Origin of the sequence: Achromobacter anxifer (assembly GCF_903652925.1) — a bacterium.
Classification (GTDB): domain Bacteria; phylum Pseudomonadota; class Gammaproteobacteria; order Burkholderiales; family Burkholderiaceae_B; genus Achromobacter; species Achromobacter anxifer.
Window position 1 is genome coordinate 859,870 of the sequence record NZ_CAHLAR010000001.1, and the last position, 23,842, is coordinate 883,711.

At 67.9% G+C, this 23,842-nt stretch carries 24 protein-coding genes; 10 read left to right on the forward strand and 14 right to left on the reverse strand.

All coding sequences use genetic code 11. The features are described 5' to 3' along the window. The first annotated feature begins 194 nt into the window (after positions 1 to 194). Positions 195 to 2,723 (forward strand): AsmA family protein, encoded by a 2,529-nt coding sequence (locus tag HWY37_RS03885; protein WP_176087899.1) that lies wholly within the window; start codon positions 195 to 197, stop codon positions 2,721 to 2,723. Further along, positions 2,720 to 3,106 (forward strand): MOSC N-terminal beta barrel domain-containing protein, encoded by a 387-nt coding sequence (locus HWY37_RS03890; RefSeq protein WP_176087900.1) that lies wholly within the window; start codon positions 2,720 to 2,722, stop codon positions 3,104 to 3,106. Before HWY37_RS03885 ends, HWY37_RS03890 begins: the two co-directional genes overlap by 4 nt. A 24-nt stretch (positions 3,107 to 3,130) precedes the next feature. Here the strand turns inward: HWY37_RS03890 and HWY37_RS03895 are convergent, their stop codons facing one another. The 4 genes from HWY37_RS03895 to rsmD all read right to left on the reverse strand — a co-directional run bounded on the left by HWY37_RS03895 (position 3,131) and on the right by rsmD (position 5,856). Next, complete coding sequence (locus HWY37_RS03895) at positions 3,131 to 4,354, reverse strand: benzoate/H(+) symporter BenE family transporter (RefSeq protein ID WP_176087901.1); 1,224 nt, start codon at positions 4,352 to 4,354, stop codon at positions 3,131 to 3,133. Beyond that, positions 4,351 to 4,602 (reverse strand): YfhL family 4Fe-4S dicluster ferredoxin, encoded by a 252-nt coding sequence (locus tag HWY37_RS03900; protein ID WP_042795127.1) that lies wholly within the window; start codon positions 4,600 to 4,602, stop codon positions 4,351 to 4,353. Before HWY37_RS03900 ends, HWY37_RS03895 begins: the two co-directional genes overlap by 4 nt. A 125-nt stretch (positions 4,603 to 4,727) precedes the next feature. Beyond that, on the reverse strand, positions 4,728 to 5,231 hold the full coding sequence (coaD, locus tag HWY37_RS03905) for a pantetheine-phosphate adenylyltransferase (RefSeq protein WP_043546238.1): 504 nt from the start codon (positions 5,229 to 5,231) through the stop codon (positions 4,728 to 4,730). A 58-nt stretch (positions 5,232 to 5,289) separates the two neighbouring features. Next, on the reverse strand, positions 5,290 to 5,856 hold the full coding sequence (gene rsmD, locus HWY37_RS03910) for a 16S rRNA (guanine(966)-N(2))-methyltransferase RsmD (RefSeq protein ID WP_175207302.1): 567 nt from the start codon (positions 5,854 to 5,856) through the stop codon (positions 5,290 to 5,292). 448 nt (positions 5,857 to 6,304) lie between these two features. Between rsmD and ftsY the strand changes: the two genes are divergently transcribed. After that, positions 6,305 to 7,342, forward strand: a complete 1,038-nt coding sequence (ftsY, locus tag HWY37_RS03915; RefSeq protein WP_425485003.1) for a signal recognition particle-docking protein FtsY — start codon at positions 6,305 to 6,307, stop codon at positions 7,340 to 7,342. A 78-nt stretch (positions 7,343 to 7,420) separates the two neighbouring features. On the opposite strand, the gene HWY37_RS03920 is transcribed toward ftsY, so the two are convergent. The 7 genes from HWY37_RS03920 to HWY37_RS03950 all read right to left on the reverse strand — a co-directional run bounded on the left by HWY37_RS03920 (position 7,421) and on the right by HWY37_RS03950 (position 14,699). Further along, positions 7,421 to 9,079, reverse strand: coding sequence for a CYTH and CHAD domain-containing protein (locus HWY37_RS03920; protein ID WP_176087903.1), 1,659 nt, complete (start codon positions 9,077 to 9,079; stop codon positions 7,421 to 7,423). A gap of 341 nt (positions 9,080 to 9,420) precedes the next feature. After that, positions 9,421 to 10,245, reverse strand: coding sequence for a phosphonate ABC transporter, permease protein PhnE (gene phnE, locus HWY37_RS03925; RefSeq protein WP_175207716.1), 825 nt, complete (start codon positions 10,243 to 10,245; stop codon positions 9,421 to 9,423). Beyond that, positions 10,242 to 11,120 (reverse strand): phosphonate ABC transporter, permease protein PhnE, encoded by an 879-nt coding sequence (gene phnE, locus HWY37_RS03930; protein WP_176087904.1) that lies wholly within the window; start codon positions 11,118 to 11,120, stop codon positions 10,242 to 10,244. The genes phnE (HWY37_RS03925) and phnE (HWY37_RS03930) overlap by 4 nt, the downstream gene beginning before the upstream one ends. After that, positions 11,117 to 11,887, reverse strand: coding sequence for a phosphonate ABC transporter ATP-binding protein (gene phnC / locus HWY37_RS03935; protein WP_175207715.1), 771 nt, complete (start codon positions 11,885 to 11,887; stop codon positions 11,117 to 11,119). Before phnC ends, phnE (HWY37_RS03930) begins: the two co-directional genes overlap by 4 nt. A gap of 6 nt (positions 11,888 to 11,893) precedes the next feature. Next, the gene (gene phnD / locus HWY37_RS03940; RefSeq protein ID WP_176087905.1) at positions 11,894 to 12,892 is read right to left on the reverse strand and encodes a phosphate/phosphite/phosphonate ABC transporter substrate-binding protein; all 999 of its coding nucleotides are present in this window, start codon (positions 12,890 to 12,892) and stop codon (positions 11,894 to 11,896) included. Positions 12,893 to 13,052: 160 nt separating this feature from the next. After that, the gene (locus HWY37_RS03945) at positions 13,053 to 13,871 is read right to left on the reverse strand and encodes an IclR family transcriptional regulator (RefSeq protein ID WP_175207713.1); all 819 of its coding nucleotides are present in this window, start codon (positions 13,869 to 13,871) and stop codon (positions 13,053 to 13,055) included. Between the two features lie 12 nt (positions 13,872 to 13,883). Further along, positions 13,884 to 14,699, reverse strand: coding sequence for an HAD-IIB family hydrolase (locus HWY37_RS03950; protein WP_176087906.1), 816 nt, complete (start codon positions 14,697 to 14,699; stop codon positions 13,884 to 13,886). 151 nt (positions 14,700 to 14,850) lie between these two features. Between HWY37_RS03950 and ribBA the strand changes: the two genes are divergently transcribed. From ribBA to HWY37_RS03980, 6 genes are all read left to right on the forward strand, one after another. Then, on the forward strand, positions 14,851 to 16,026 hold the full coding sequence (ribBA, locus tag HWY37_RS03955) for a bifunctional 3,4-dihydroxy-2-butanone-4-phosphate synthase/GTP cyclohydrolase II (protein ID WP_175207711.1): 1,176 nt from the start codon (positions 14,851 to 14,853) through the stop codon (positions 16,024 to 16,026). Between the two features lie 10 nt (positions 16,027 to 16,036). Beyond that, positions 16,037 to 16,564 (forward strand): 6,7-dimethyl-8-ribityllumazine synthase, encoded by a 528-nt coding sequence (gene ribH, locus HWY37_RS03960; RefSeq protein WP_175207710.1) that lies wholly within the window; start codon positions 16,037 to 16,039, stop codon positions 16,562 to 16,564. Further along, positions 16,533 to 17,030, forward strand: coding sequence for a transcription antitermination factor NusB (nusB, locus tag HWY37_RS03965; protein ID WP_175207709.1), 498 nt, complete (start codon positions 16,533 to 16,535; stop codon positions 17,028 to 17,030). Before ribH ends, nusB begins: the two co-directional genes overlap by 32 nt. A 263-nt stretch (positions 17,031 to 17,293) precedes the next feature. After that, a complete protein-coding gene (thiL, locus tag HWY37_RS03970) occupies positions 17,294 to 18,259 on the forward strand; it encodes a thiamine-phosphate kinase (RefSeq protein WP_176087907.1) in 966 nt (321 codons plus the stop codon). 56 nt (positions 18,260 to 18,315) lie between these two features. Then, a complete protein-coding gene (locus tag HWY37_RS03975) occupies positions 18,316 to 18,822 on the forward strand; it encodes a phosphatidylglycerophosphatase A family protein (protein ID WP_175207727.1) in 507 nt (168 codons plus the stop codon). After that, positions 18,819 to 19,385 (forward strand): CinA family protein, encoded by a 567-nt coding sequence (locus HWY37_RS03980; RefSeq protein WP_176087908.1) that lies wholly within the window; start codon positions 18,819 to 18,821, stop codon positions 19,383 to 19,385. The genes HWY37_RS03975 and HWY37_RS03980 overlap by 4 nt, the downstream gene beginning before the upstream one ends. Before the next feature lie 54 nt (positions 19,386 to 19,439). Here HWY37_RS03980 and pyrF read toward each other — a convergent pair whose 3' ends face one another. Genes pyrF through HWY37_RS03995 form a run of 3 tightly spaced genes read right to left on the reverse strand, consistent with a single transcriptional unit; the run spans position 19,440 to position 22,032 of the window. Further along, the gene (gene pyrF / locus HWY37_RS03985) at positions 19,440 to 20,258 is read right to left on the reverse strand and encodes an orotidine-5'-phosphate decarboxylase (protein ID WP_175207706.1); all 819 of its coding nucleotides are present in this window, start codon (positions 20,256 to 20,258) and stop codon (positions 19,440 to 19,442) included. Positions 20,259 to 20,264: 6 nt separating this feature from the next. After that, on the reverse strand, positions 20,265 to 21,584 hold the full coding sequence (locus tag HWY37_RS03990) for an NAD(P)/FAD-dependent oxidoreductase (protein WP_176087909.1): 1,320 nt from the start codon (positions 21,582 to 21,584) through the stop codon (positions 20,265 to 20,267). 49 nt (positions 21,585 to 21,633) lie between these two features. Further along, entirely contained in the window at positions 21,634 to 22,032 is a 399-nt protein-coding gene (locus tag HWY37_RS03995) for a diacylglycerol kinase (RefSeq protein WP_175207704.1), read from the reverse strand. Positions 22,033 to 22,285: 253 nt separating this feature from the next. Here HWY37_RS03995 and HWY37_RS04000 point away from each other — a divergent pair, with 253 nt between their 5' ends. Beyond that, on the forward strand, positions 22,286 to 23,803 hold the full coding sequence (locus tag HWY37_RS04000) for a mannitol dehydrogenase family protein (protein ID WP_176087910.1): 1,518 nt from the start codon (positions 22,286 to 22,288) through the stop codon (positions 23,801 to 23,803). Positions 23,804 to 23,842 lie beyond the last annotated feature (39 nt).

Here is a 23,842-nt window from a genome sequence, read left to right on the forward strand (position 1 = left end):
TCTTCATCAGGCTTTCCTTGGCAGATCCCCCTTCAAGGCGCCGAAGCTCCGGCTTCGGCAAGAGATCGGGCACGCCCTGAAAGACCGATGGCGTGACAGGCCGGGTGATTTTTTCACCGGCAAAGCTCCTTCCCCGTGCCGGGCGCGGCGGATGGCATTCAAGGATTTCCAGTCGAGGTACCGACGGGGCAGCAATGAAAACGTGGTTCAAGCGCATTTTGATAGGCCTGGTTGTGTTGGTTGTCGTGGCCGTCGTTGGCCTGGCCATCTTCTTGCTGACATTCGACCCCAACGCGTACAAGTACAAGCTGGAAGAGCTTGTCCAGCAACGCTATCACCGCACGCTCACGATCGATGGCGAGATCGAGCTCTCGCTCTTCCCGCGCATCGGCCTGTCGGTGCAGGGTGTGTCCCTGTCCGAGCCCAATAGCACGGAAACCTTCGCGTCCATCGACAGCACGCGGCTGGCGGTGGCCGTGTGGCCGCTGCTGTCCAACAGCTTCGTGGTCGACCACGTGGCCATCAGCGGCCTGAAGGCGCGCGTGGTGCGGGACAAGCAGGGCATGTTCAATTTCAGCAATCTCGTGGGCGGCACCGCGCCGGTCACGGCGGCGCCGGAGAATCCCGCCGAGGCGCTGGCGGGCGCGGCCCAGACCGCGGTCCAGGCCATCGCCAACGGCAACCTGCCGCAGTCGCGCAACAACATGCAGATCGACATCGCCGGCCTGGACTTGAAGGACGGGCAGGTGCAGCTACAGGACGCCATCTCGGGCATGGCGGTGGCGGTCACCAAGATCAACGCCAATACCGGCCGCGTCACCTTCAACCAGCCGTTCGACGTGCGCCTGACCGCGCGCGTCGAAGGCGGCGATCCGCGCGTGGACGCCAACCTGACCGGCCAGGCCCTGTTGACGCTGGATCCTTCCGCCAAGCGCTACGCCGCGCAGAAGCTGGATCTGCGCATGGACGGCAAACTGCCGGGCGCCGAGGCCAAGAGCCTGGCCGTGCGCGGCAACCTGGCGTTCAACGGCCAGAAATCGGCGCTGGATGTGGCCGGCCTGGAAGTTGTGTTCCAGGGTGACGTTACCGATCCCTCGGCGCGCGCCACCAATGTGGAGGCCAGCGTGGCCGTGCCCAAGCTGTCGATCGATCCGCACAAGAACCAGCTGCAGATCGAGAAGCTGGCGATCCGCGCCAAGGGCGGCGTGACCGACGGTCCGTTCGAGTTCGCCGTGGACGCGCCCGCGCTCAATATCTCTCCGGCGTCGGCCACCGGCGAAGCGCTGACCGGCCGAGTGCGCATCAGTGGCCTGGACGCGAGCTTCGGCCTGAACGGCATCAGCGGCAACGCTGGCGAGCTGGACATCAAGGAAGCCAAGCTGGACAGCACGTCCAAGAAGGGCGAGCGTATCGTCAAGTTGAACTTCGCCTCGCCGCTGTCGTTGAACCTCCTGCAGCGCAGCGGCGGCCTGTCCGGCCTGCGCGGCGACGTCAACATCACCGATCCGGGGCTGCCCAAGGGCAGCCTGCAGATTCCGGTGATCGGCAGCGTGACGGCGGACCTGCGCAAGGACCAGGCCACCAGCAAGATCAACGCGGTGCTGGAAGGCGGCAAGTTCGACCTGAGCGCCGACATCAACAAGCTGAGCGAGTCGCCGCAGGTGAATTTTGCGCTGGCCGTGGATACGCTGGACCTGGACAAGCTGGTGCCGCCTGTGGCGGCCGCGCCCGCCGCCCAGCCCGCGCCCAAGCAGCCGGCCGAAGCCAAGAAGGAAGACGGAAAGCCGGCGCAACCGGCGCCCGCTCCGGCGCCTGCCCCAGCCAAGCCCGCCGACGACACGATCGACCTGTCGGCGCTGATCGGCCCGAGCGTCAATGGCACGATCAAGATCGGCAAGCTGGTCGTGCGCGGCCTGAAAGCCGATGACGTCGGCGCCGCCGTGAAGCTGGACAAGGGCAAGCTGGACATCTCCAGCCTGACGGCGGGCCTCTACGGCGGCAAGCTGGCGGGTGCGCTGTCGGTGGACGCCGCGCAGGGCAACCAGCTGGCCACCAAGATGTCGCTTGCCGGCATCGCGATCGAGCCCTTCCTGATGGACCTGGCGCGCCAGAACGTGCTGAGCGGCACGGGCAGCCTGGCGCTCGACCTGAAGACGGCCGGCGCGAATGCCTATGCCATGAAGAGCGGCCTGGGCGGCACCCTGCAATTGCGCCTGCGTGACGGCGCGGTCAAGGGCATCAACCTGACGCAGACGCTGCGCGAACTGAAGGCCGCGTTCCAGCCGGACTCACAGAATGAAACCGTCGCCGCCGACACCAGCAAGCAGACGGAGTTCTCGGAAATGGACGCCGACCTGGCCTTCACCAAGGGCGTGGCCGCGGTCAAGCGCCTGAACGTCGTGTCGCCGCTGCTGCGCGTGACGCAGGGCGATCCGGCCACCATCGACTTCGTCAAGAACGAACTGGACCTGGTGGCGCGCGCCCGCGTCGTCAATCCGGCCGCCGACCCGGCGGGCCAGGAACTGATAGACCTGAAGGACGTGACCATCCCGGTGCACGTCAAGGGCCCGTTCGACAAGCCGACCTACACGCTGCTCTGGAAGGACGCCATCGGCGGCATTCTCAAACGCAGCCTTGAGAACAAGCTGCGCGACGCGGTCACGGGCAAGGGCAAGGGCGGCGCGGCCGTCGACAAGGCTCTGAAGGGATTGCTGGGCAAATGAACGCCGGACACTTCCAGCCGGTGGCCGAATGCGGCGCCACCACGCAGCCCGATGCCGCCAGCTACCATCGCCAGTGGCTGGTCGCCAACGATTCCGGCCAGTGGCTGAACCGGGAACTGTGCCCGCGGCTGGCGGACGTCTCGGTCGAATTGCGGCTGGGTTATCTGGTGCTGAAGGCGCCGGGCATGCTGCGCATGGACATTCCGCTGGACGTCATCGAAGACGACGACAGCGTGCGTTACAGCATGAAGGTTGGCGAGCAGGTCATCGACGTGATCGACGAAGGAGAGCTGGCCGCGGCCTGGATCTCCAACTTCGTGCAGGTGCCTTGCCGCATCATGAAGGTGCACCCGGAAACACCGGTCACCGATTGGCCGGCCTGATTGCGCCGCGACGCGCCGGCCGCCTCAGGCCTGCGCGTGCGACCGCTTGAATTCGAATGCCGCGTGGGCCAGCAGGCCCGCCGCCAGGCCCCAGAAGGCCGATCCGATTCCCCAGAAACTGAAGCCCGATGCCGTGGCCAGCAGCGTGATGAGCGCGGCCTCGCGGCGTTGCGGGTTGGCCATGGCCGCGGCCATGCCGCCCATGATGGTGCCCAGCAGCGCCAGCCCGGCCAGCGCCGCCAGCAGGGCGGCGGGCAAGGCCTGGAAGAACACGGCCACGGCGCCCGCCACGACGCTCAGCACGACGTAGCCCAGCCCGTAGGTGGCGGCGGCGATATAGCGCTTGGATGGATCCGCATGCGCTTCCGGACCGGTGCAGATGGCGGCGCTGATGGCACCCATCGTGACGCTGTGCGCGCCGAAGGGGGCCGCCAGCAGGCCCAGCAGGCCGGTGGCCGCCACCAGACGCGAAGCGGGCGGCTGATAGCCGGCCGCCTGCAGGATGGCCAGGCCAGGCAGGTTCTGCGAGGCCATGGCCACGACGAACAGCGGGATGCCCAGGCTGACCGCGGCCTGCGCGCTGAAGGCGGGCGTGGTCCAGACGAATTCGGTCAGGCGCCAGTCCAGCAGGTCCAGCTGGATCAGGTTGAGCCCGAAGGCGATGGCAATGGCCACCAGCATGACCACCAGCACCGCGTAGCGCGGCGCCCAGCGCCGGCACACCAGGTAGGCGGCGCACATCGCCAGCACCAGCGCGGGCTGCTGCTTGATGCTGCTGAAGACGCCCATGCCGAAATTGAGCAGCACCCCCGCCAGCATGGCCGCGGCGATTTCGCCGGGGATGCGGCGCAGGATGGGGTCGATCCAGCCGAACAGGCCGCAGGCCAGCGTCAGCGCCGCCGCCAGGATGAAGGCGCCGATGGCTTCGTTGAAGGGAACGCCGGCTAGCGCCGTGACGAGCAGGGCCGCTCCGGGCGTGGACCAGGCCATGACGATGGGCAGGCCGGTGCGCAGGCTGTAGACGGCGCCGCCCAGGCCGAACGCCAGGCTGAGCGAGCCGATCCAGGAGCCGATGCGGGCGGAGTCCAGGTCCGCGGTATGGCCTGCCTGCACCATCAGCACGGCGGTGCCGCCGAAGCTCACCAGAACGGCGACCAAGCCGGCGGCGATTGCCGACGCGGACAGGTCGCGGCGGGCGTGGTGGCGAGGAGGAGGGAGGTCGATGCTGGATTGCGCGGCGTCGCTCATGCGGCACCGGTCAGGCGACGGTACTTGGCCATGAGCTGTTCCTGGCCTTCATTCCATTGCGGGTGCAGTTCGATGCACTCCACCGGGCATACGACCTTGCATTGCGGTTCGTCGTGGTGGCCCACGCATTCCGTGCAGCGGTCAGGGTCGATGACGTAATAGTCCTCGCCCATGGAAATCGCTTCGTTCGGGCACTGGGGCTCGCAAACGTCGCAATTGATGCATTCTTCGGTGATGGTCAGGGCCATGGCGGGCTGCGGTATGGGCGGGAAAGGCTGAAGGCATTGTACCGCCGCCGCGCGTCCCGGCCGCGCAGCGCAAGAAGGGCGCGATGCGCGCCCTTCGAGGGAGAAGATCAGTGCCCGGGGCGGATTCAGCCCGGCCAGGACTGTTCGCGGCGTTCCTTGGCCTTTTCCTGGAGCCAGCGCTCGACGGACGGGAACACGAACTTGCTCACGTCGCCGCCCAGCTGCGCGATTTCTCGCACGATGGTGCCCGAGATGAACTGGTACTGGTCCGAGGGCGTCATGAACAGCGTTTCGACGTCGGGCAGCAGATGGCGGTTCATGCCGGCCATCTGGAATTCGTATTCGAAGTCGGACACGGCGCGCAGGCCGCGCACGATGACGCGCCCGCCCTGGTCGCGCACGAAGTCCTTGAGCAGGCCGCCGAAGCTCTGCACTTCCACGTTGGGGTAGTGGCCCAGCACCTCGCGCGCGATTTCCACGCGCTCTTCGATGCTGAAGAAGGGCTTTTTGTTGCGGCTAATGGCGATGCCCACCACTACCTTGTCGAAAAGCGTGGCCGCGCGGCGGACCAGGTCTTCGTGGCCTCTGGTCAGCGGGTCGAAAGTGCCGGGATATACAGCGGTGATCATGCGAGCTCCGTACCGTTATTAGTGGTGTACACCATCCTCCGAAGCTCGGATTATTGACCTATTTGCGCAATGCAGCAAATTCCAGAAGATGGTAGTGGACCGCACCTGCCTTGTCCTGCCGCAGGATGGTGAATCCTTCGGGGGCTTCGATGGGGCTTTCCGCCTCTACGTAGACTAGCCCATGCTCGGTCAGAATGCCCGGGAGAATGGGCCACAGGCGTGGCAGCCAGCCCTGGCCGAAGGGCGGATCCAGCAAGATCAGGTCAAATCGGGACGCATCCATGCGTTCGGCCACCTGCATGGCGTCGCCCACGTGGATGCGTATCATGTCGGCTTTGAGCTTGTCGCGCAGTGTCCGCAGCGCGGACGCGGCGGTCTTGTCCCGCTCGACCATCTGCACATGCGCCACGCCGCGCGAGGCCGCCTCGAAGCCCAGGGCGCCGCTGCCGGCGAACAGATCCAGCACCTGCTTGTCGGCGAAGTCGCCGCCCCACAGGTGATTCAGCCAGTTGAACAGCGTCTCGCGCACCCGGTCGGGCGTGGGGCGCAGCGTCTCCACGTCGGGCACGACGATGGGGGTGCGCCTGTATTGGCCCCCGACGATACGAATATACTTGTTACCCATGTTTAGCCGCTTCTTCAAGAAAAAATCCCCTCCGCCCGCCGCGCCGGTCCAACCCGCGCCGCCGCCGGAGGCCGCAGACGCCGTAGCCGCGCCTGCCGAGCCCGCCGCCGCACCGGCCATTCCCGCGCCGCCGGCGCCGGTCGCCACCGAATTACGCCGCGAACCGAGCATGGAACCTCCCGCAGCAGCAGCCACGCCTGCCGCTGCGCCGGCTGCCGTGCCGCATGTGCCGCCGGTGGCAGCGCCCGCGCCGGTTTCACCAGCTCCGGTCACGCCCGCGCCGGTTGTACCTGCGCCGGTCGCACCTGCACCATTTGTGCGGACTCCGGCTCCGGCTCCGGCTCCGGCTCCGGCTCCGACTTCGGCTCCGACGCCCGCGCCGGCAACTGCGTCCCAGCCAACCGCAGCGCCCGCGCCTGCTCCCACTCCGGTTTCCGCGCCCGCTCCGGTGCAGGCTGCCGCGCCGGCCCCGGCCCCGGCCCCGGCCCCGGCCCCGATCGTTGCACCGGTCCCGGCCGCCGCACCGGCTCCGATCCCCGCCCCGGCTCCCGCGCCCGTCGCCGAAGCGCCCAAGAAGGCCTCGTGGCTGTCCCGGCTCAAGCAGGGCCTGTCGCGCACGGGCCAGAGCATTGGCGGCATCTTCGTCGGCGTCAAGGTCGACGAAAACCTGTTCGAGGAACTGGAATCGGCGCTCATTATGGCCGATGCGGGCCTGGAGGCCACCGAAAAGCTCCTGACCGCGCTGCGCGCCCGGGTGAAGAAGGAGCGCATCGAAGACCCCGCCAAGGTGAAGGCGGCGCTGCGCCAGTTGCTGGCCGACCATCTGCGTCCGCTGGAGCGCGCGTTCGATCTGAAGCGCACCCAGCCGCTGGTCGTCATGATCGCCGGCGTCAACGGCGCCGGCAAGACCACCTCGATCGGCAAGCTGGCCCACACCTTCCAGCGCCAGGGCGCCAGCGTGCTGCTGGCCGCGGGCGACACCTTCCGCGCCGCCGCGCGCGAGCAGCTCATCGAATGGGGCAGCCGCAACAACGTGACGGTGATTTCACAGGACGGCGGCGATCCGGCCGCGGTGGCGTTCGACGCGGTCAACGCCGGCCGCGCGCGCGGCATGGGCGTGGTGATGGTGGATACCGCAGGCCGCCTGCCCACGCAGCTGCACCTGATGGAAGAACTGAAGAAGATCCGCCGCGTCATCGGCAAGGCGGACGCCGCTGCACCGCACGAAGTGCTGCTGGTGGTGGACGGCAATACCGGGCAGAACGCCCTGGCGCAGATCCGCGCCTTCGACGCCGCCATCAATCTGACCGGCCTGGTCGTGACCAAGCTGGACGGCACCGCCAAGGGCGGCACGCTGGCCGCCGTGGCCGCGGGCAGCCAGGGTGTGCGCCCGATTCCGGTGTACTGGATCGGCGTGGGCGAAAGCCTGGAAGACCTGCAACCCTTCGTGGCGGACGAGTTCGCCGGGGCCTTGCTGGCGGATTGATGCCGCAGGATCCGGCGCGTTGGCGCCGGCCAAAACAAAAGGGACGGCAGCGCCGTCCCTTTTGCATTCAAGCCCGCATCACTTCCAGAACGGCTTGCTTGCGGCCAGGTCGTCGAAGGCGCGCTGCGCGTCTTCCGCCAGCTCTTCCAGGCGGGCGCTGATCCAGCCCAGCGCGAACCAGGCCTGGGGGTGGGTGGCGGTGCAGGACTCGTAGTAATCCTTGGCCACCGCCAGATCGTTGATCTCGCCCAGGATGTCCTGCACCCGCGACAGCAGCTTGCGATAGCCGCGCAGCTTGCCGGCGGGCAGCAGCGATTCCGCGAACGCCAGGCTGTAGCGCAGGCGCTTGCCGCGCTTGCGCAGTTCGTGGCGCGTGGGGATGTCCAGCGTGGAGAACTGCGTGCCCTGGTCGGCGACCTTGCTGTGCCAGCGATGCAGGCGCCGCGCCAGTTGCTTGTGCAGACGCCGCGGATCGGGTTCGGGCGCCAGCATCGGAATGATGGTGGGCCTGACGCTGGGCGCCGCCACGCCGCCTTCCAAGCGGATGGCGGGCTCGGGCGCGGTGTCGCTGGGCGTGCCGTTGGCGATCGTCTGGCCTTCGGTGGACGGCAGGGCGGGCGGCACGTCCAGGCTCCATTCCAGCAGTTCCAGCAGCCAGGCCTGGAACGCCTTGCCGCCGGCGATGCTGCGGGCATCCTGTTCGGGCGGCGCGGCTTCCATGGGGATGACCGGCATGCCTGCGCGCATCAGCGCGGGCGCCACGGTTTCGTTCAGCACGTCCTGGTCGCGGTTGGCGCCGAAGGCGGCGAAATGCGTGCGCACGCCTTGCAGCAGGGCGTCGGGGATCGGCGCGATCCAGCCGTCGAACAGCTTCCAGCCCGAGCGCAGCCGGCGCACGCCCACTCGCAGTTGGTGCACGTGTTCGGAGTTGCCGGCGCGGTACACGCCTTCCGTGTCGACCTCGGCCAGCACCGCGGCGTTGCGCGCGATCTGGTCCAGGCATTCCGCTGCGATGCGCGCCATGGCCTGCGAGGGCGTCATGTCTTCGCGCAGTTTCACCGAGGCCGCGCCGCGCGGCGCCCAGAATTGCGCGATGGCTTGCGCGCGGCGGGTTTCGAGATCGTCGCCCGGGATCGCGTCGACGTCGGCCAGGCGCTGCGCCAGCAGGGCCAGCGCGTCGCCGCGTTCGGACTTGCTGCGCGGGTCCAGCACCAGGCCGTGGCGTTGCTGCCAGCCGCGGGCCGCGGCGAAGATGGCGGCGGGGCGGCCCGACACCAGTTCGAATTCCAGTTCGGAGATGGGCAGTTCAAGCGCCCCGGCGCGCAGCAGGCCGGTGTCGTAGGCCAGTTCCACCGTGCCGTAGCGCGTGCGGACCTTGCGCAGCAGCCGCTGCACGTCGGTTTCGTAGCGCAGGCCCAGCTCGCCCTTGACGGCCGCCAGCGCGGCTTCGACTTCCGTGCCGGCATACACCGACAGGTCCAGCACCGGGCCCGGGCGCGGATGGTTGAGTTCGATGCGGGTGATGGCGTTGATGCCGGGCATCTTCAGCGTCTGCACCCAGTCGCGGCCTTCCTGGCGCAGGCGGATGGCGATGCGCGCCCGCGCAAGCTCGCGTTCCGGCGTATCGAAATACATGGCGTGCAGGCGGATGCGGGTCGCCTCGCGCTGCTTGATCTCTCGCTGCACGGCCTGGCGCGAAGCCGCGGGCACGTGCAGTTTCAATTCCTGTTCCGACATGGCGGCGGGTGTCCAACGGCAAAAGCCGAGATCTTAATCAAACGGGAAGGGCGATTTGATGACCGGTCATATTTATTTCACATGGAGCATAGACGTGTTTGCGGCGCATCAACAACCTGGCCCGAAGCCGGAGGACCCCAGGGAAGGCTGGCGGCGAGCGCTTGCATGTCCGGGAAGCGCGGCGGGGCCGGTCTGGCGAACCAGCCCCGGCAAGATGCCTGGCCGCGCACGGTCTTTCAATTTGTAATCGGCCGACGGCAGGGGCCGCGCCGGCATTCATCCAAAAAAAACCGCCCGTTTCCGGGCGGAGCAAAGGAACGCTGTATGAGTCCGCAATCACATCAAAGAATGCGTTTGCGGACCTGGGTAATGATGATTTCGGCCACGATGACCACCATGAAGATGGCGGCCAGCACCAAGGCCACGCGGTCCCACTGGAACAGGTTCAGCGCGGTGTCCAGCGCCATGCCGATGCCGCCTGCGCCCACCAGCCCGAGCACGGCCGATTCGCGCACGTTGATGTCCCAGCGCAGCAGCACGATGGACCAGAAGGCGGGGCGGATCTGCGGCCAGTAGGCGTACCAGATCACCGACGCCTTGCTCGCGCCGGTGGCGGTGACGGCTTCGATCGGGCCACGTTGCGCTTCCTCGATGGCTTCGCCCACCAGCTTGCCGACGAAGCCGATGGAGCGGAACGCGATGGCCAGCGTGCCGGCCAGGGCGCCCGGCCCGAAGATGGCGATGAACAGCAGCGCCCACACCAGCGAGTTGACCGAGCGGCTGGAGACCAGGATCAGCCTGGCCAGCATGTTGACGGTCTTGCTGGGCGTGAGGTTGTTGGCCGCCAGCAGGCCCACCGGCACGGCCATCACCACGGACAGGATGGTGCCCAGCGTGGCGATGTGCAGCGTTTCGATCAGCGCGCCGTGCACGCCTTGCGGGTAGTAGGCCCAGTCGATGGGCCACATGCGCTGGAACAGATCGGCCATCTGCTCGGGCGCGTCGTACAGGAACTCCGGAATGATCTCGACGCCGCGGATCGCCTGCGCGATGGCTGCGACCACCAGCAGGTAGAGCGCGAAGCGCAGCAGGCGCTGGCCCATGCTGTAGCGCTGCCAGACGCGTGGCGCGCCCGCCGGATTCAGGGTGGATGCGTGGCTGTTCATTCGTCCGCCTCCGCCTTGCGCTTGACCGGCGTGGCGCCGATGCCGCGCGCGCCGCTGAAGCGGCCCTGCAGGATGCGTTCGAAGCCCAGGTTGTCCAGGAACACCGCGCGCACGAAGCCGGCAAGGATTTCACCCAGCATGATGATGGCGATCAGGGTCAGCAGGATGGCGCTGACGAAGTCGTAGTCGAAGCGCTGGAAGGCCGAGAACAGGGTGCCGCCCACGCCGCCCGCGCCCACGATCCCCACCATGGTGGAGTTGCGCAGGTTGGAGTCGAACTGGTAAGTGGCGAAGCCGATAAAGCGGGCGAACACCTGCGGCAGCACGCCGAAGATGATCACGTTGGCGAAGGAGGCGCCGGTGGCGCGAACGGCTTCCACTTGCTTCAGCGAAATCTCTTCGATGGCTTCGGTGAACAGCTTGCCGATGAAGCCGACCGAGGCGACCGTCAGCGCCAGGATGCCGGCCAGCGCGCCGAAGCCCACGGCCTTGACGAACAGGATGGCGACGATGACGGGGTGCAGCGCGCGGCACAGCGCCACGACGGCGCGAGCGGGCCACGACACCCAGGTGGGCATCATGTTGCGCGCGCCCAGCAGGCCGATGGGCAGGGCGATGATGATGCCCAGGACCGAGGCCAGCACCGCGATTTCCAGGCTCTCCGCGATACCCTTCCATAAGGTGGCGGGCTTTTCGAAGTTGGGCGGGAACATGCGTGCCAGGAACGTGGACGCGTGGCCCATGCCGGTCTCGAAGCGCGCCCAGCTGAAGTCCAGCTGCGCGCCGGCGTACAGCGTATAGGCCAGCAGCAGCAACAGGCCGGCCTTGGCGCGCCCCGACATGGCGAAGGGCCGTGCGCCCTTGGGTTGGATCATTCCAGCCAAGACTCGCCTCCGTAGATGGTCTTGAGCATGGCGGCGTCCAGTCCCTGGCCGTCGCCGTCATAGACCACGTGCCCGCCGGACATGCCGACGATGCGGGTGGCGTAGCGGCGCGCCAGCTCCACGTCGTGGATGTTGACGATGACGGGGATGCCGCTGGCGCTGCCCTGCTCGGACAGCAGCTCCATGATCTCGACGGAGGTCTTGGGATCGAGCGAGGAGGTGGGCTCGTCGGCCAGCAGCAACTGCGGACGCTGCATCAGCGCGCGGGCGATGCCCACGCGCTGGCGCTGGCCGCCCGACAGCGCGTCGGCGCGCTGGTCGGCAAAGCCGGCCAGGCCCACGGTATCCAGCAGCTTGTAGGCGTGCTGGATGTCTTCAGGATCGAAGCGGCGCATCCAGGCATTGACGGCCGAGGTGTAGCCCAGCCGCCCGGTCAACAGGTTTTCCATCACCGTCAGGCGTTCGACCAGGTTGTATTCCTGGAACACCATGCCGATGCGCCGGCGCGCGCGGCGCAGCGACGCGCCGCGCACGCGGGCCAGGTCCACGGACCCCTCCTGCGATTGCAGGACGATCTCGCCCTTGGTGGGTTCGATCAGCCGGTTGATGCAGCGCAGAAGCGTGCTCTTGCCGGTGCCGGAGGGGCCGATGATGGCGGTCAGCCCCTGTCCCGCGATCTGCAGGTCGATGCCGTTGAGTACCGGCCGGCCGGCCCGGTATTCCTTCACCAGGCCGGAAATGCGTAGCGACGTCGTCATACGGAATTACTTCTTGCTCTTGGCGGATTCGCGGTCGTAGGCGGCGCGGTTGAAGCTCTCGCCGCCGGATTCGGCGACCTGGCGCACGATGGCCCAGTCCTTCTGGTAGGTCACCGGATAGAAGCGGTCGGCGCCGTCGAAGGCCTTCGACATTTCCGCCGGGAAGCGGTAGTCGTAGAAGCACTTGAGCATCTGGTCGCGGAACTTCGGCTCCAGGTCATGCGCGTAGGCGAACGACGAGGTCGGGAATTTCTCGCTCTTGTAGATCACGCGGAAGTCGGCTTCCTTGACCTGGCCGCGCTCGACCATGCGCTTGAACACGTCCGAGGCGACGGCGGCGGCGTCGTAGTCGCCGGAGTTCACGCCCATGACGGACTGGTCGTGCTTGCCGGAGAAGATGACCTTGTAGTCCTTGTCGGGCGTCAGGCCTTCCTTGGGGAACAGCGCCACGGGCGCCATGTGGCCAGAATTCGAGGACGGCGCGGTGTGCGCGAGCTTCTTGCCCTTGAGGTCGGTCAGCTTCTGGTAGGGGCTGTCCTTCTTGACGATGACGATCAGGTTGTAGCCCTGGAAGCCGTCGGCGTAGCCCTTGACCGCGAACGGCACGGCGCCCGCGATGTTCACGGCGAAGGCGGTGGGGCCGGTCGAGAAGCCGCCCACGTGCAGGCGGCCCGAGCGCATGGCCTCGATTTCTGCCGCGTTGCTCTGCACCTGGTAGAACACCACGCGCTTGCCCGTGCATTCGGACAGATGCTTGGTGAAGGGCTTGAAGATGTCTTCGTAGACCGCCGGGTCTTCCACCGGGGTGTAGGTGAACACCAGGGTGGACGGCGTTTTCAGCTTGGCCGGATCGGTGGGCGTGTCGGCCACCAGGTCCTTGTTGGCGTCGCAGTACATCTGGTCCAGGTCGCCGCGGTTGCTGCAGGTGTCGGCGGCTTGCGCGGCGGACGCTCCCAGGGCGAAGGCGGCCAGCGTGGCCGCTTGAAGCAGGCGCAGAGCTTGCATCTTGTGTCTCCTCTTTCTATGTATATGTGACGTGTCACTGAATTTCAGTTGAATTCAAACATGGAAAGAGGAGGGGCCGCACTCGGGAAAGTCCCTGTGTTTCTTTTCGGCTTTTGTTCGCTTTTTTCGGTTTATTTTCGTTTTTGCGCGAAGCCGGGACTTAGCTCCGGTAGCCGAGCTTGCGCGAGATTTCCTGCGCGCAGGCCAGCAGCGGCCGGGCGATGGCGCCGTCCCAGGCCACGTCGAACAGGCCGGTGGGGCCCAGGCTGGTCAGGGCCAGGACGATGTTGCCGGTGTTGTCGAACACCGGTACCGACAGCGCGTCCACGCCCGGCAGCGGGTTGCCCAGCGCGCGCGCCATGCCGTGCACGCGGATGTCCGCCAGCTGCGCCTCGATGTTGGCGCGCGAAGCCTTGCGCGGGGGCGGCACGCTGGCGATGACGGCGGTATCGCCTTCCTCGCGCGCGATGTAGTGTTCGCTGACCTTGGGCGGCAGCCAGGCCGCGAACACCAGGCCGGTGGCCGTGTGCAGCATGGACATCACCGTGCCCTTGCGCATGTTCACGTGGACCGGATAGCTGGCTTCAGTCATGTGGATCATGGTGGGGCCGTGCGAACCTAGCACGGCGATGCCCAGGGTATGGCCGATTTCCGATTGCAGCTTGGCGATCTCCGGCATGGCCACGCGCACGGGGTCCAGCCGTTGCAGGCTGACCAGCCCCATCTGCAGGGCGAAGGGGCCGAGCTCGTACTGGCCGGTGCTGGCGTCCTGCTGCACCAGGCCGACGCGGATGAAGCTGACCAGGTAGGGGTGCGCCTTGGCGGAAGTCATGCCGGCGCCCGCGGCCAGGTCGCGCAGGGTCAAGGGCTTGCCGGCGTCGACCAGGGCGGCCAGCAGCGGCACGCCCACTTCGATCGACTGGATGCTGCGGCGGCCGTCGTTGGCGGCGGGGGAGGAAGCGGAGGGGGATGTCGCCACGGTGTGCGGACCTCAGGCCGGCTGTGCTTGGGTGGACCGCGCGGCCAGCAGCCGGTCGGCCATTTCAACGAAGCCCGCGCCGCCATGGAAGGCGGCGACGAAGGCCGGGCGGTGCGTCAGGCGGTGCAGTTGGGCCTGGATGTTGGCCACGCCGACCGAGATCGGGAAGTAGGCGAACATGGGTTCGTCGTTGGGGGAATCGCCGATGAACAGGGTGCTGTCCAGGGCGCCGGCCACGTCCGCGCCGAACTCGCGCTGGAACATGGTGCGCGTCATGGTGAGCTTGTCGTAATCGCCGAACCAGCCGTTGACGTGGATCGAGCTGACCTTGGCCTGGGCGCCGGCTTCCTCGAAGATCCGGACGATCCGGCTGATGTCGGAATCGGGCAGGGCGGGCACGTCCTCGCAGAAGTCGATGGCCAGGTCGGCCACGCGGTAGTCCTGGTCGCTGGCGACGGCGGCGCCGGGCACTTCGGCCAGGACGCGGTCGCGGATGGCGTCGAGCTTGCGGCGGCTGGCCTGGCGCGAGGCGGCGTCGGTCCAGTAGTGGGTGGTCATGCGGCGGGCCTGGCGGTCATAGGCGTAGTAGAACGCGCCGTTTTCGCCGACCACGGCGCGCACCGGCCACATGCGGGCGATATGGTCGCACCAGCCGGCCGGGCGGCCGGTAATGGGCACGACCTGGATGCCGGCCTGTTCCAGGCGCTCCAGCGCCGCATAGGCGTCCGCCGGCAGGCGGCCCTCGGTGGTCAGCGTGTCGTCGATGTCGGTCAGCACGACGCGGACGGCCGCCGCGACGGTCAAAGGCATGGCCGCAAGGGCTTGCATGTGGGGTTTCCTTGGCTCGATTTTCAGGGGGTGGTCTCCGGGCGAAAGTTTACCGGACACCCCCGGCGGACGGGGCCGGCAGGGCGGGATAGGGGTTCGGCCCCGAGGGGCGGTAAAATCCGGGCTTTCCCGCCTGGTTTACGTGCCTCCCATGTCCGTCCAGTTGTCCTCTTTGCCCGGCTCCGAGCCGGAATCCTTCGGCATCGCTTCGGTCGCCGAGATCATTGCCGAGCTGCGCGCCGGCCGCATTGTCATCCTGGTTGACGAGGAAGACCGTGAAAACGAAGGCGACCTGGTCATGGCCGCCGAGTTCGTCACGCCCGAAGCCATCAACTTCATGGTGACCCACGGCCGCGGCCTGGTGTGCCTGACCCTGACCGAAGACCGCTGCCGCCAGCTGGACCTGCCGCTGATGGCGGCCCGCAACGGCACGCGCTACGGCACCAATTTCACCCAGTCGATCGAGGCCGCCGAAGGCGTCGAGACCGGCATTTCGGCCGCCGACCGCGCCCGCACCATCCAGGTGGCGGTGGCGCGCGACGCCAAGCCCTCGGACCTGGTTCAGCCGGGCCACATCTTCCCGGTCCGCGCGGTGCCCGGCGGCGTGCTGGTGCGCGCCGGCCACACCGAGGCCGGCTGCGACCTGACCGCCATGGCCGGCCTGACGCCGGCCGCCGTGATCTGCGAAATCCTCAAGCCGGACGGCACCATGGCCCGCCTGCCGGACCTGGTGCAGTTCGCCCGCGAGCACGGCCTGAAGATCGGCACCATCGCCGACCTGATCCAGTACCGCAGCGAACACGAGTCCATCGTCAAGCGCGTGGGCAAGCGGACCATGCAGACGGCCTGGGGCGAATTCCAGGCCGTGGCCTACGAAGACGCCGCCACCGGCTCCGCCCATTTGGCGCTGGTGCATGGTAACGTGACCCCCGACGCCGAAACGCTGGTGCGCGTGCACGAGCCGGCCTCGGTGCTGGACGTGCTGGACACTGGCGCCAGCCCGCACAGCTGGGGCGTGGCGCAGGCCCTGCAGGCCATCGCGGCGGCCCCGGCAGGGGTGCTGGTACTGATGAATTGCCAATCGTCCACCGAACACCTGTTTGGCCAGATCGCTGGCTGGAACGACCCGAAGGCCCAGGCCAATCCCGGCAATGCCGACCGCTACGGCCTGCGTACCTACGGGATAGGCGCCCAGATTCTGCGCGACCTGAACGTGGGCCAGATGAAGCTGCTGGCCCGGCCGCGCAAGATGCCCAGCATGGCGGGCTTCTCGCTCACCATTACGGGTTACGATTGCGACCCTCCGAACACTCCCGCAACACACTGAAGGCCGACACATGAACCCTTACATCCTTACCCCCGACCTGAACGGCGAAGGGCTGCACATCGGCATCGTACGCGCCCGCTTCAACGAGGAAATCGGCCAGGCCGAGCTCGAAGCGTGCCTGAAGGAACTGGCTGAACTGGGCGTGGACGAGCGCGACGTGATGGTCGCCACCGTGCCCGGCGCCCTGGAACTGGGCGTGGCCCTGTCCCACATGGCCGAAACATTTGAATTCGACGCCTTGATCGCGCTGGGCGCGGTCATCCGCGGCGAGACCTATCACTTTGAAGTGGTCAGCAATGAAATGGCCACTGCAATCACCCGTATCTCCCTGGAAACCGGCATCCCCGTCGCCAATGGCGTGCTGACCGTCGACACCGACGAGCAGGCGCAGGCGCGCGCTGCCGGCAAGGGCCGCGATTGCGCCCAGGTGGCCGTTGAAATGGCTAACCTGGTGGCGGCCCTGGAACCCGAGGAAGAAGACGACGAAGACGACGAGGACGAAGATTTTGACGACGAAGAAGACGACGACCAGCGCTGATAGCGCGGCGCAGGCCCGCGCCAACGCGCGCAGCGCGCGCCGCCGCGCACGCGAATTCGCCCTGCAGGGCGTGTACGCGTGGCTGCTGCGCGGCGGCGAGGGCACGCAGGACGCCGGCGAGATCGACGCCCATTTGCGCGACACCGAGGACTTTTCCGAGGCCGACGCGCAGTGGTTCAAGACCTTGCTGCACGGCGTGCTGCGCGAGGCGCCCGCGTTGCGTGAGCGTTTCACGCCCTATGTCGACCGTCCGCTGGCCGAACTCTCGCCTGTCGAGCATGGCATCCTGCTGATCGGCAGCTTCGAACTGATCCATCACGTCGAAGTGCCGTACAAGGTCGCCATCAATGAAGCCGTCGAACTCGCCAAGTCCTTTGGCGGCACGGACGGTTTCAAGTTCGTCAACGGCGTGCTCGACAAGCTGGCGGCCGACGTGCGCTCGCACGAAGTCCAGGCCAAGAGGTAACCCCCCCGAAGCGCTGCGCGCTTCCCCCCCAGGGGGGCGCCGCTGCGGACCGGCGGAGCCGGATCCGCGCGGCCCGGATTCGTGGGAGCACCTGTTTCTTGCGCGCGGGGTGGGGAGCATCTCTTTCTTGCGTGCGAAGTGCGGAGCTCCTGTCGCTTGCGTGCAGAGTGGGTGGGGGCTCATCCCCGCTTATGTTGGGGCGCAGCGCATGATTTTTTGGGCTGTCGTTCCCCGTGGGATTCAATGCCGACTGCGGAGTTGCCTTGGCGTCCGAATTTGACTTGATCGCGCGCTATTTCACCCGCGCGGCGCCTGCCGGCCTGCTGGGCGTGGGCGATGATTGCGCCCTGTTCCCGGTCCCGCCCGGCGAACAGGTGGCCACCAGCACGGACCTGCTGCTGGAAGGCCGCCATTTCTTTCCCGACGTGGATCCGCGAGCGCTGGGGCACAAGGCCCTGGCGGTCAATCTTTCCGACCTGGCCGCCATGGGCGCGCGTCCCATCGGCTGCGTGCTGGGCCTGGCCTTGCCGCGCCTGGACGAGCCCTGGCTGGCGACCTTTGCCGAAGGCTTCCATGCGCTGGCCGCGGCTCACGGCTGTCCGCTGATTGGCGGCGACACCACCCGCAGCGCCCATGACCTCGCCATCAGCGTCACCGTGTTCGGCGCCGTGCCCGCCGCGCAGGCCTTGCGCCGCGACGGCGCGCAGGCTGGCGACGATATCTGGGTGTCGGGCGAGCTGGGGGCGGCGGATGTCGCCTACCGGCTGCTGGACGGGCAGTACCCCGCCGATGCGGCGCTGCTGGCGGCGACCCGCGATGCGCTGGAATGGCCGCAGCCGCAAGTGGAGTTGGGGCTTGCGCTGCGCGGCATTGCGCATGCGGCCATCGACATTTCCGACGGCCTGCTGCAGGACCTGGGCCACATCCTGGCCGCCAGTCGCGTGGGCGCCACGCTGCACTACGCGCAGATGCCCGTGGCCGCGGCCCTCGCGTCGCTGGACGAGGCGCCGCTGCGCCGCGCCGTGCTGGGCGGCGGTGACGTCTACCAGCTATGCTTCACCGCGCCCGCGTCCCGGCGCGAGGCCGTGCTGGCTGCCGCGGCCACGGCTGGCGCGCGCGTGACCCGTATCGGGCAGATCCAGGCGCAATCCGGCCTGTCCGTGCTGGACGCCCAGGGCCAGCCGCTGGCCGAGCTGCCCGCCGGGTTCGATCACTTTCCCGCGGCTTGATCCGCCGCACTCCCATCTGCCGACCCATGCCTCCGACCGACACCCGTCCCACCTCCATGCGCGACCGCGCCCGGACCGCGTACCCCTCGTTGTCCTGGGTCTGCCGCGATCCGGGACGGCTCATCGCGTTCGGCTTCGGCAGCGGCCTGATCCGCCCGGCCTCGGGCACCTGGGGCACGCTGCTGGCCTGGGCGATCTGGGTCGCCGCCGCGCCCGCCGCGTCGGATTGGGCCATCGGCGCCTTCCTGGCGCTGGCTTTTCTGTATGGATGCTGGGCCTGCCATCGCGTCGGCCGTGAACTCCAGCAGCCGGATCATGTCGGAATGGTCTGGGACGAGATGGTGGCGTTCTGGCTGGTGCTCTGGCTGACGCCCGCGGGCTGGTTGCCGCAGGCGCTGGCGTTTGTGCTGTTCCGCACGTTCGACATCGTCAAGCCGCCTCCCATCAAGTTCTTCGACGCCCATATCAAAGGCGGTTTCGGCGTGATGTGGGACGATATCGTGGCGGCCGGATACGCCTTGCTCGTCATGGCGCTGGTCGTGCGCACAGGAGTCTTGGGATGAGCGGACAACAAGAAAGCACCCGGCCCAATCTGTCGGCCGAGCAACTGGCGCAAGCCACCTCGCTGGCGCTGGCCGAACGGCTGGGCGACACGCTGCGGCGCAAGGGCTGGATGCTGGGCACGGCCGAATCCTGCACCGGCGGCCTGCTGGCCGGGGCCATGACGGCCGTGGCCGGTTCCAGCGACTGGTTCGAACGCGGCTTCGTCACCTACAGCAACGAAGCCAAGGTCTCCGAGCTGGATGTTTCGCCCGACGCCTTGCATCACTTCGGCGCGGTCAGCGAGCCGGTGGCGCTGGAAATGGCCAACGGCGTGCTGCTGGCCTCGCCCGCCGCGCATGTGGCCGTGTCCACGACCGGCATCGCCGGCCCCGGCGGCGCAACGCCCGGCAAGCCGGTGGGCATGGTGTGCTTCGGTTTCGCGCTGCGGGCGGGCGACGGCATCAGCAGCCGCGCCGTGACGCACGTGTTCCCGGGCGACCGCGCACAAGTGCGCCAGGCAGCGGTGGATTTCGCGCTGCGCGGCGTGCTGGAACTGTTGGGAGCGCCGGTCAACCGGCGATGAAGAGATGAATCCGCGCGGCAGGGGGCGCCAGGCCCCCGTGCCGCAAACCGCGGATCAGCGCACGGCGTTGATCGCGTCGCGCAGGCCCTTGGCCGCCTCGCCGGCGGCTTGGCGCCAGTCGTCGCCGCCGCTGGCGTAGATGATGGCGCGGGACGAATTGATCATCATGCCGCTGCGGGCGGCGTTGGCGCCCGCGTTGACGGTGGCGGTGATGTCGCCGCCCTGGGCGCCGATGCCGGGCACCAGCAGCGGCACCGCGTCGCCGATGCGTTCGCGCACCGCGGCCAGTTCATTCGGGAAGGTCGCGCCCACCACCAGGCCGCATTGGCCGTTGGCGTTCCATTTGTCGGCCACCAGGCCCGCCACGTGCAGGTACAGCGGCTCGCCATTGTCCATCTTTAGGAACTGCAGGTCCGAACCGCCGGGGTTGGAGGTGCGGCACAGCACGATCACGCCGCGGTCGCGCCAGGCCAGGTAGGGTTCGACCGAATCCAGGCCCATGTAGGGGCTGACCGTGAGCGCGTGCGCCTGGTAGCGCTCGTAGGCTTCGCGGGCGTAGTTTTCGGCGGTGGAGCCGATGTCGCCGCGCTTGGCGTCCAGCACGATGGGCAGGTCCGGATGCTTTTCGCGGATGTGCTGGCACAGCGCTTCCAACTGGTCTTCGGCGCGGTGCGCGGCGAAGTAGGCGATCTGCGGCTTGAAGCTGCAGGCGTAGGGCGCGGTGGCGTCCACGATGTCGCGGCAGAACTGGAAGATGGCGTCCGGCTTGTCCTGCAATTCGCGCGGAAAGCGCTGCGGATCGGGGTCCAGCCCGACTTGCAGGAGCGAGTTGCTGGTGGTCCAGGCGTGTTCGAGTTTTTGCAGGAAATTCATGGGAGTTCAGTGCAGTTTGACCCGTGGGCGTGTGCGCCGCATGAGCAGGCGGGCCAGGGCAAGGGAGGCGGTGCGTGAGATGCCGAGCACCGCTTTGTGGTGCATCAGGTGCAGACTCATGTACATCAGGCGTGCCAGTGTACCGCTTACGAACAATCCCCGTCCGGCCAGCTTGCCCATCAGGCTGCCGACGCCGGCGTCCTGGCCCAGCGACACCAGCGAGCCGTGGTCCTCGTAGACGTAGGGGCCGGTGGGTTCAGGCGCGTGGCGCAGGCGCGCGGTGAGCTTCTTGGCCAGGTAGTCGGCCTCCTGGTGCGCCGCCTGGGCGCGGGCCGGCACCGTGCGGCCGTTGCGCCAGGGCGCGGCGCAGCAGTCGCCCAGCGCCAGGATGTGCGGATCGGCCGTTTCCAGCCGCTCGTTGACCTCCAGCTGCCCCAGCTTGTTCAGCGGCAGGCCCAGCTCGGCCAGCAGCGCCGGACCCTGGATGCCGGCCGCCCACATGCACAGTTGGGCCGGAAAGGTGCGGCCGTCAGCGGTCTTGACGCTGTCGGCGGTGACCTCCGAGACCCGGCAGGACGCTTCCACCCGGATGCCCAGCTCGGTCAGCCGGTTGGTGGCCGCCACCGAGATCTTCTCGGGCAGGGCCGACAGAATGCGCGGAGCGCCTTCCACCAGGGTGATGGCCAGGTCGCGCTCGGCGCGGAAATTGGGCAGGCCGTAGGCGCTGACCACGTGGCTGGCCTCGACCAGCTCCACCGCCAGCTCGACGCCGGTGGCGCCGCCGCCCACGATCACCAGGTCCAGCCGGGCCGAGGGATCGCGCACCTTGGCCTGGTCCACCAGGGCCATGGCCTTGAGCATGGTCAGGCGGAACTGTTCCGCGTTTTCGGTGGTGTCCAGCGTGACCGCGTGTTCCGCGGCGCCGGGGGTATTGAAGAAATTGGATGTGCTGCCCATCGCCAGCACCAGCGTGTCGTAGCCGAGTTCGCGGCGCGGCAGGACTTCCTGGCCCTGCGCGTCTTTCACGGAATCCAGGGTGATGCGGCGCTGTTCGCGGTCGATGCGTTCCAGGCGCCCCTGCGCGAACGAAAACCCGTTCATGTGGGCCAGCATCAGGTAGGACAGGCCTTCCTGGTGGATGTCCAGCGTGCCCGCCGCCGCTTCGTGCAGAGAGGGCTTCCAGATATGGAAGGGGCGGCTGTCGACGAGCGTGATGTGCTGCCGGCCATGGATGCGGCCAAGCTTGGCGGCCAGTTCCAGGCCGCCTGCGCCGCCGCCGACGATGACAATGCGCTCAGAGGGGTCGGGCGTTGATCTAGGCATCATGGCTCCCAGTATAAATAGCGCCGCATCTCCCCGGAGATGACGGGCGGTGTCAATGCATGACGAAACGGCTGATGGCCACGCCGATCCAGACCGCCCCGGCGAAGATCAGCAGCAGCATCACGGCGGCGCTGCCGAGATCCTTGGCCCGCCCCAGCAGCGGATGCGATTCCACGGAAAGCGCGTCGGCCAGCGCTTCGATGGCGGAATTCAACAGCTCCGCCGCCAGCACCATGATCACCGTGCCCACCAGGAAAAACACTTCGACGGTCGTCCGGCCCAGGAAGAACGCGGCCGGGATCATCAGGACGGCCAGCGCCAGTTCCTGGCGGAAGGCCGCCTCGTACTTGATGGCGGCTTGCAGGCCCTGCAGCGAGTAGCGCAGAGCATTCAGGATGCGGCGCAGGCCGCCGGTGCTTTTGTAGGGCGAGTGGTGCGGATTCTGTGACATGGTCGGGAGAAGAGGCCGGGTGTGGCGGCTTTTTAACAGATATGGATTGCCGGCGTGGACAGTTTCGCGGGCTTTGGGCTGACCCTAATTGTGAGGCATCCCGCGGCGCCGCGGGAACCGGGCCGGCAGACAGCGACTTTACCTGCCGCGCGCGGGCCGGAGGGCGCGCTTCGGGAAGCTTGCGCGGCGATATGGCGATGCCGGCCGGGGCATGCTATACCCTGGCGCACTATTCCGCACTCACTGGTCATCCATGCTTGAACGTTTGAACACGGAGTCGTTGCCGCGTCTGCCCGCAGATGTGGAGAAACCCGCCTATGACCGCAGCCGGCTCACGCCTGGCATCGTCCACCTGGGAATGGGCGCCTTTCACCGCGCGCACCAGGCGGTGGTCACGGACCTGGCGATGCAGGCCAGCGGCGACCTGAGCTGGGGCATCCTGGGCGTGTCCCTGCGCAGCCCGGCCACGCGCGACGCGCTGGAGCCGCAGGACGGGCTGTACTCGCTCGCGCTGCGCGACGCCGGCCCCGAGGGGCAGCCGCGGGAGCAGTTGCGCGTGGTGGGCTCGGTCTTGCGGGTCATGGTGGCCGAGGAAGATCCCAATGCCGTGCTGGAGCGCATCGCCTATCCGCAGACCCGCATCGTCAGCCTCACGGTCACTGAAAAGGGCTACTGCCACGAACCCGCCACCGGCTACCTGCGTTGGGACGATCCCGACATCCTGCACGACCTGGCGAATCCGGACCGGCCGCGCAGCACCATAGGAATACTGGTCTACGGCCTGGCGCTGCGCCGCGAGCGCGGCTTGCCGCCGGTGACGCTGATGTCCTGCGACAACCTGCGCGGCAACGGCGACACGCTGCGCAATCTGGTTCTGGCCTTCGCCCTGCGCGTGGACGTGGCCCTGACCGGCTGGATCGACACGCATTGCACCTTTCCGAACACGATGGTGGACCGCATCGTGCCCCGCACCGAGGACGGCGACCGCGAACGCATCAACCACCGCCTGGGCCTGGAGGACGCCTGGCCCGTCGTCGGCGAGCCCTACCTGAACTGGGTCATCGAAGACAAGTTCGCCGCGGGGCGCCCCGCCTGGGAAACCCAGGGCGGCGCGACCTTCGTGCGCAAGTCCGCGCCCTATGAACGGCTGAAGCTGCGCATGGTCAACGGGCCGCATTCCGCCTTGGCGTACCTGGGGGCGGTGATGGGCCATTCGACCATTGCGGACGCCGTCAACGAGCCGGCCTTGCGCCGCTACGTGGAAGACATGATGCGCCTGGAGATCGGACCCACCCTGAAGGGGATTCCGGACGTTGGCCTCGAAGACTACCGCCGGCGTTTCCTGGCGCGCGTCGCCAATCCGGCGCTGCCGCAGCGCGCCCAACAGGTCGCCATGGATGGTTCGCAGAAACTGCCGCAGCGCCTGCTGGACACCATTCGCGACCGCATGCGCAACGGCGACGACACCAACCTGCTGTGCCTGGCCGTGGCGGCATGGCTGCACTATCTGCGCGGCGAGGACGAGCAGGGCGGGCGCTACGCCATCCAGGATCCGATGGCGCCGGCGCTGGCCCGGCTGCTGCGTCGCGCCGACGTGGCGGCCCAGGCCGCGGCGCCATCGCAGGCGGCGCACCGCCGCGCGATGGTGCTGGCGAGCTTCAAGCCCGTGTTCGCCGATCTGGGCGAGGCGCAGGAGTTCGTCTCCAACGTGGCCCGGCACCTGGAAGCGCTGCGCCAGCATGGCGTGGCGCAGGCGGTGGGCGCCGCCTGAGGCGGGGTCTTCCGAAGCACTGAAGCGGCGCGAGGCCGC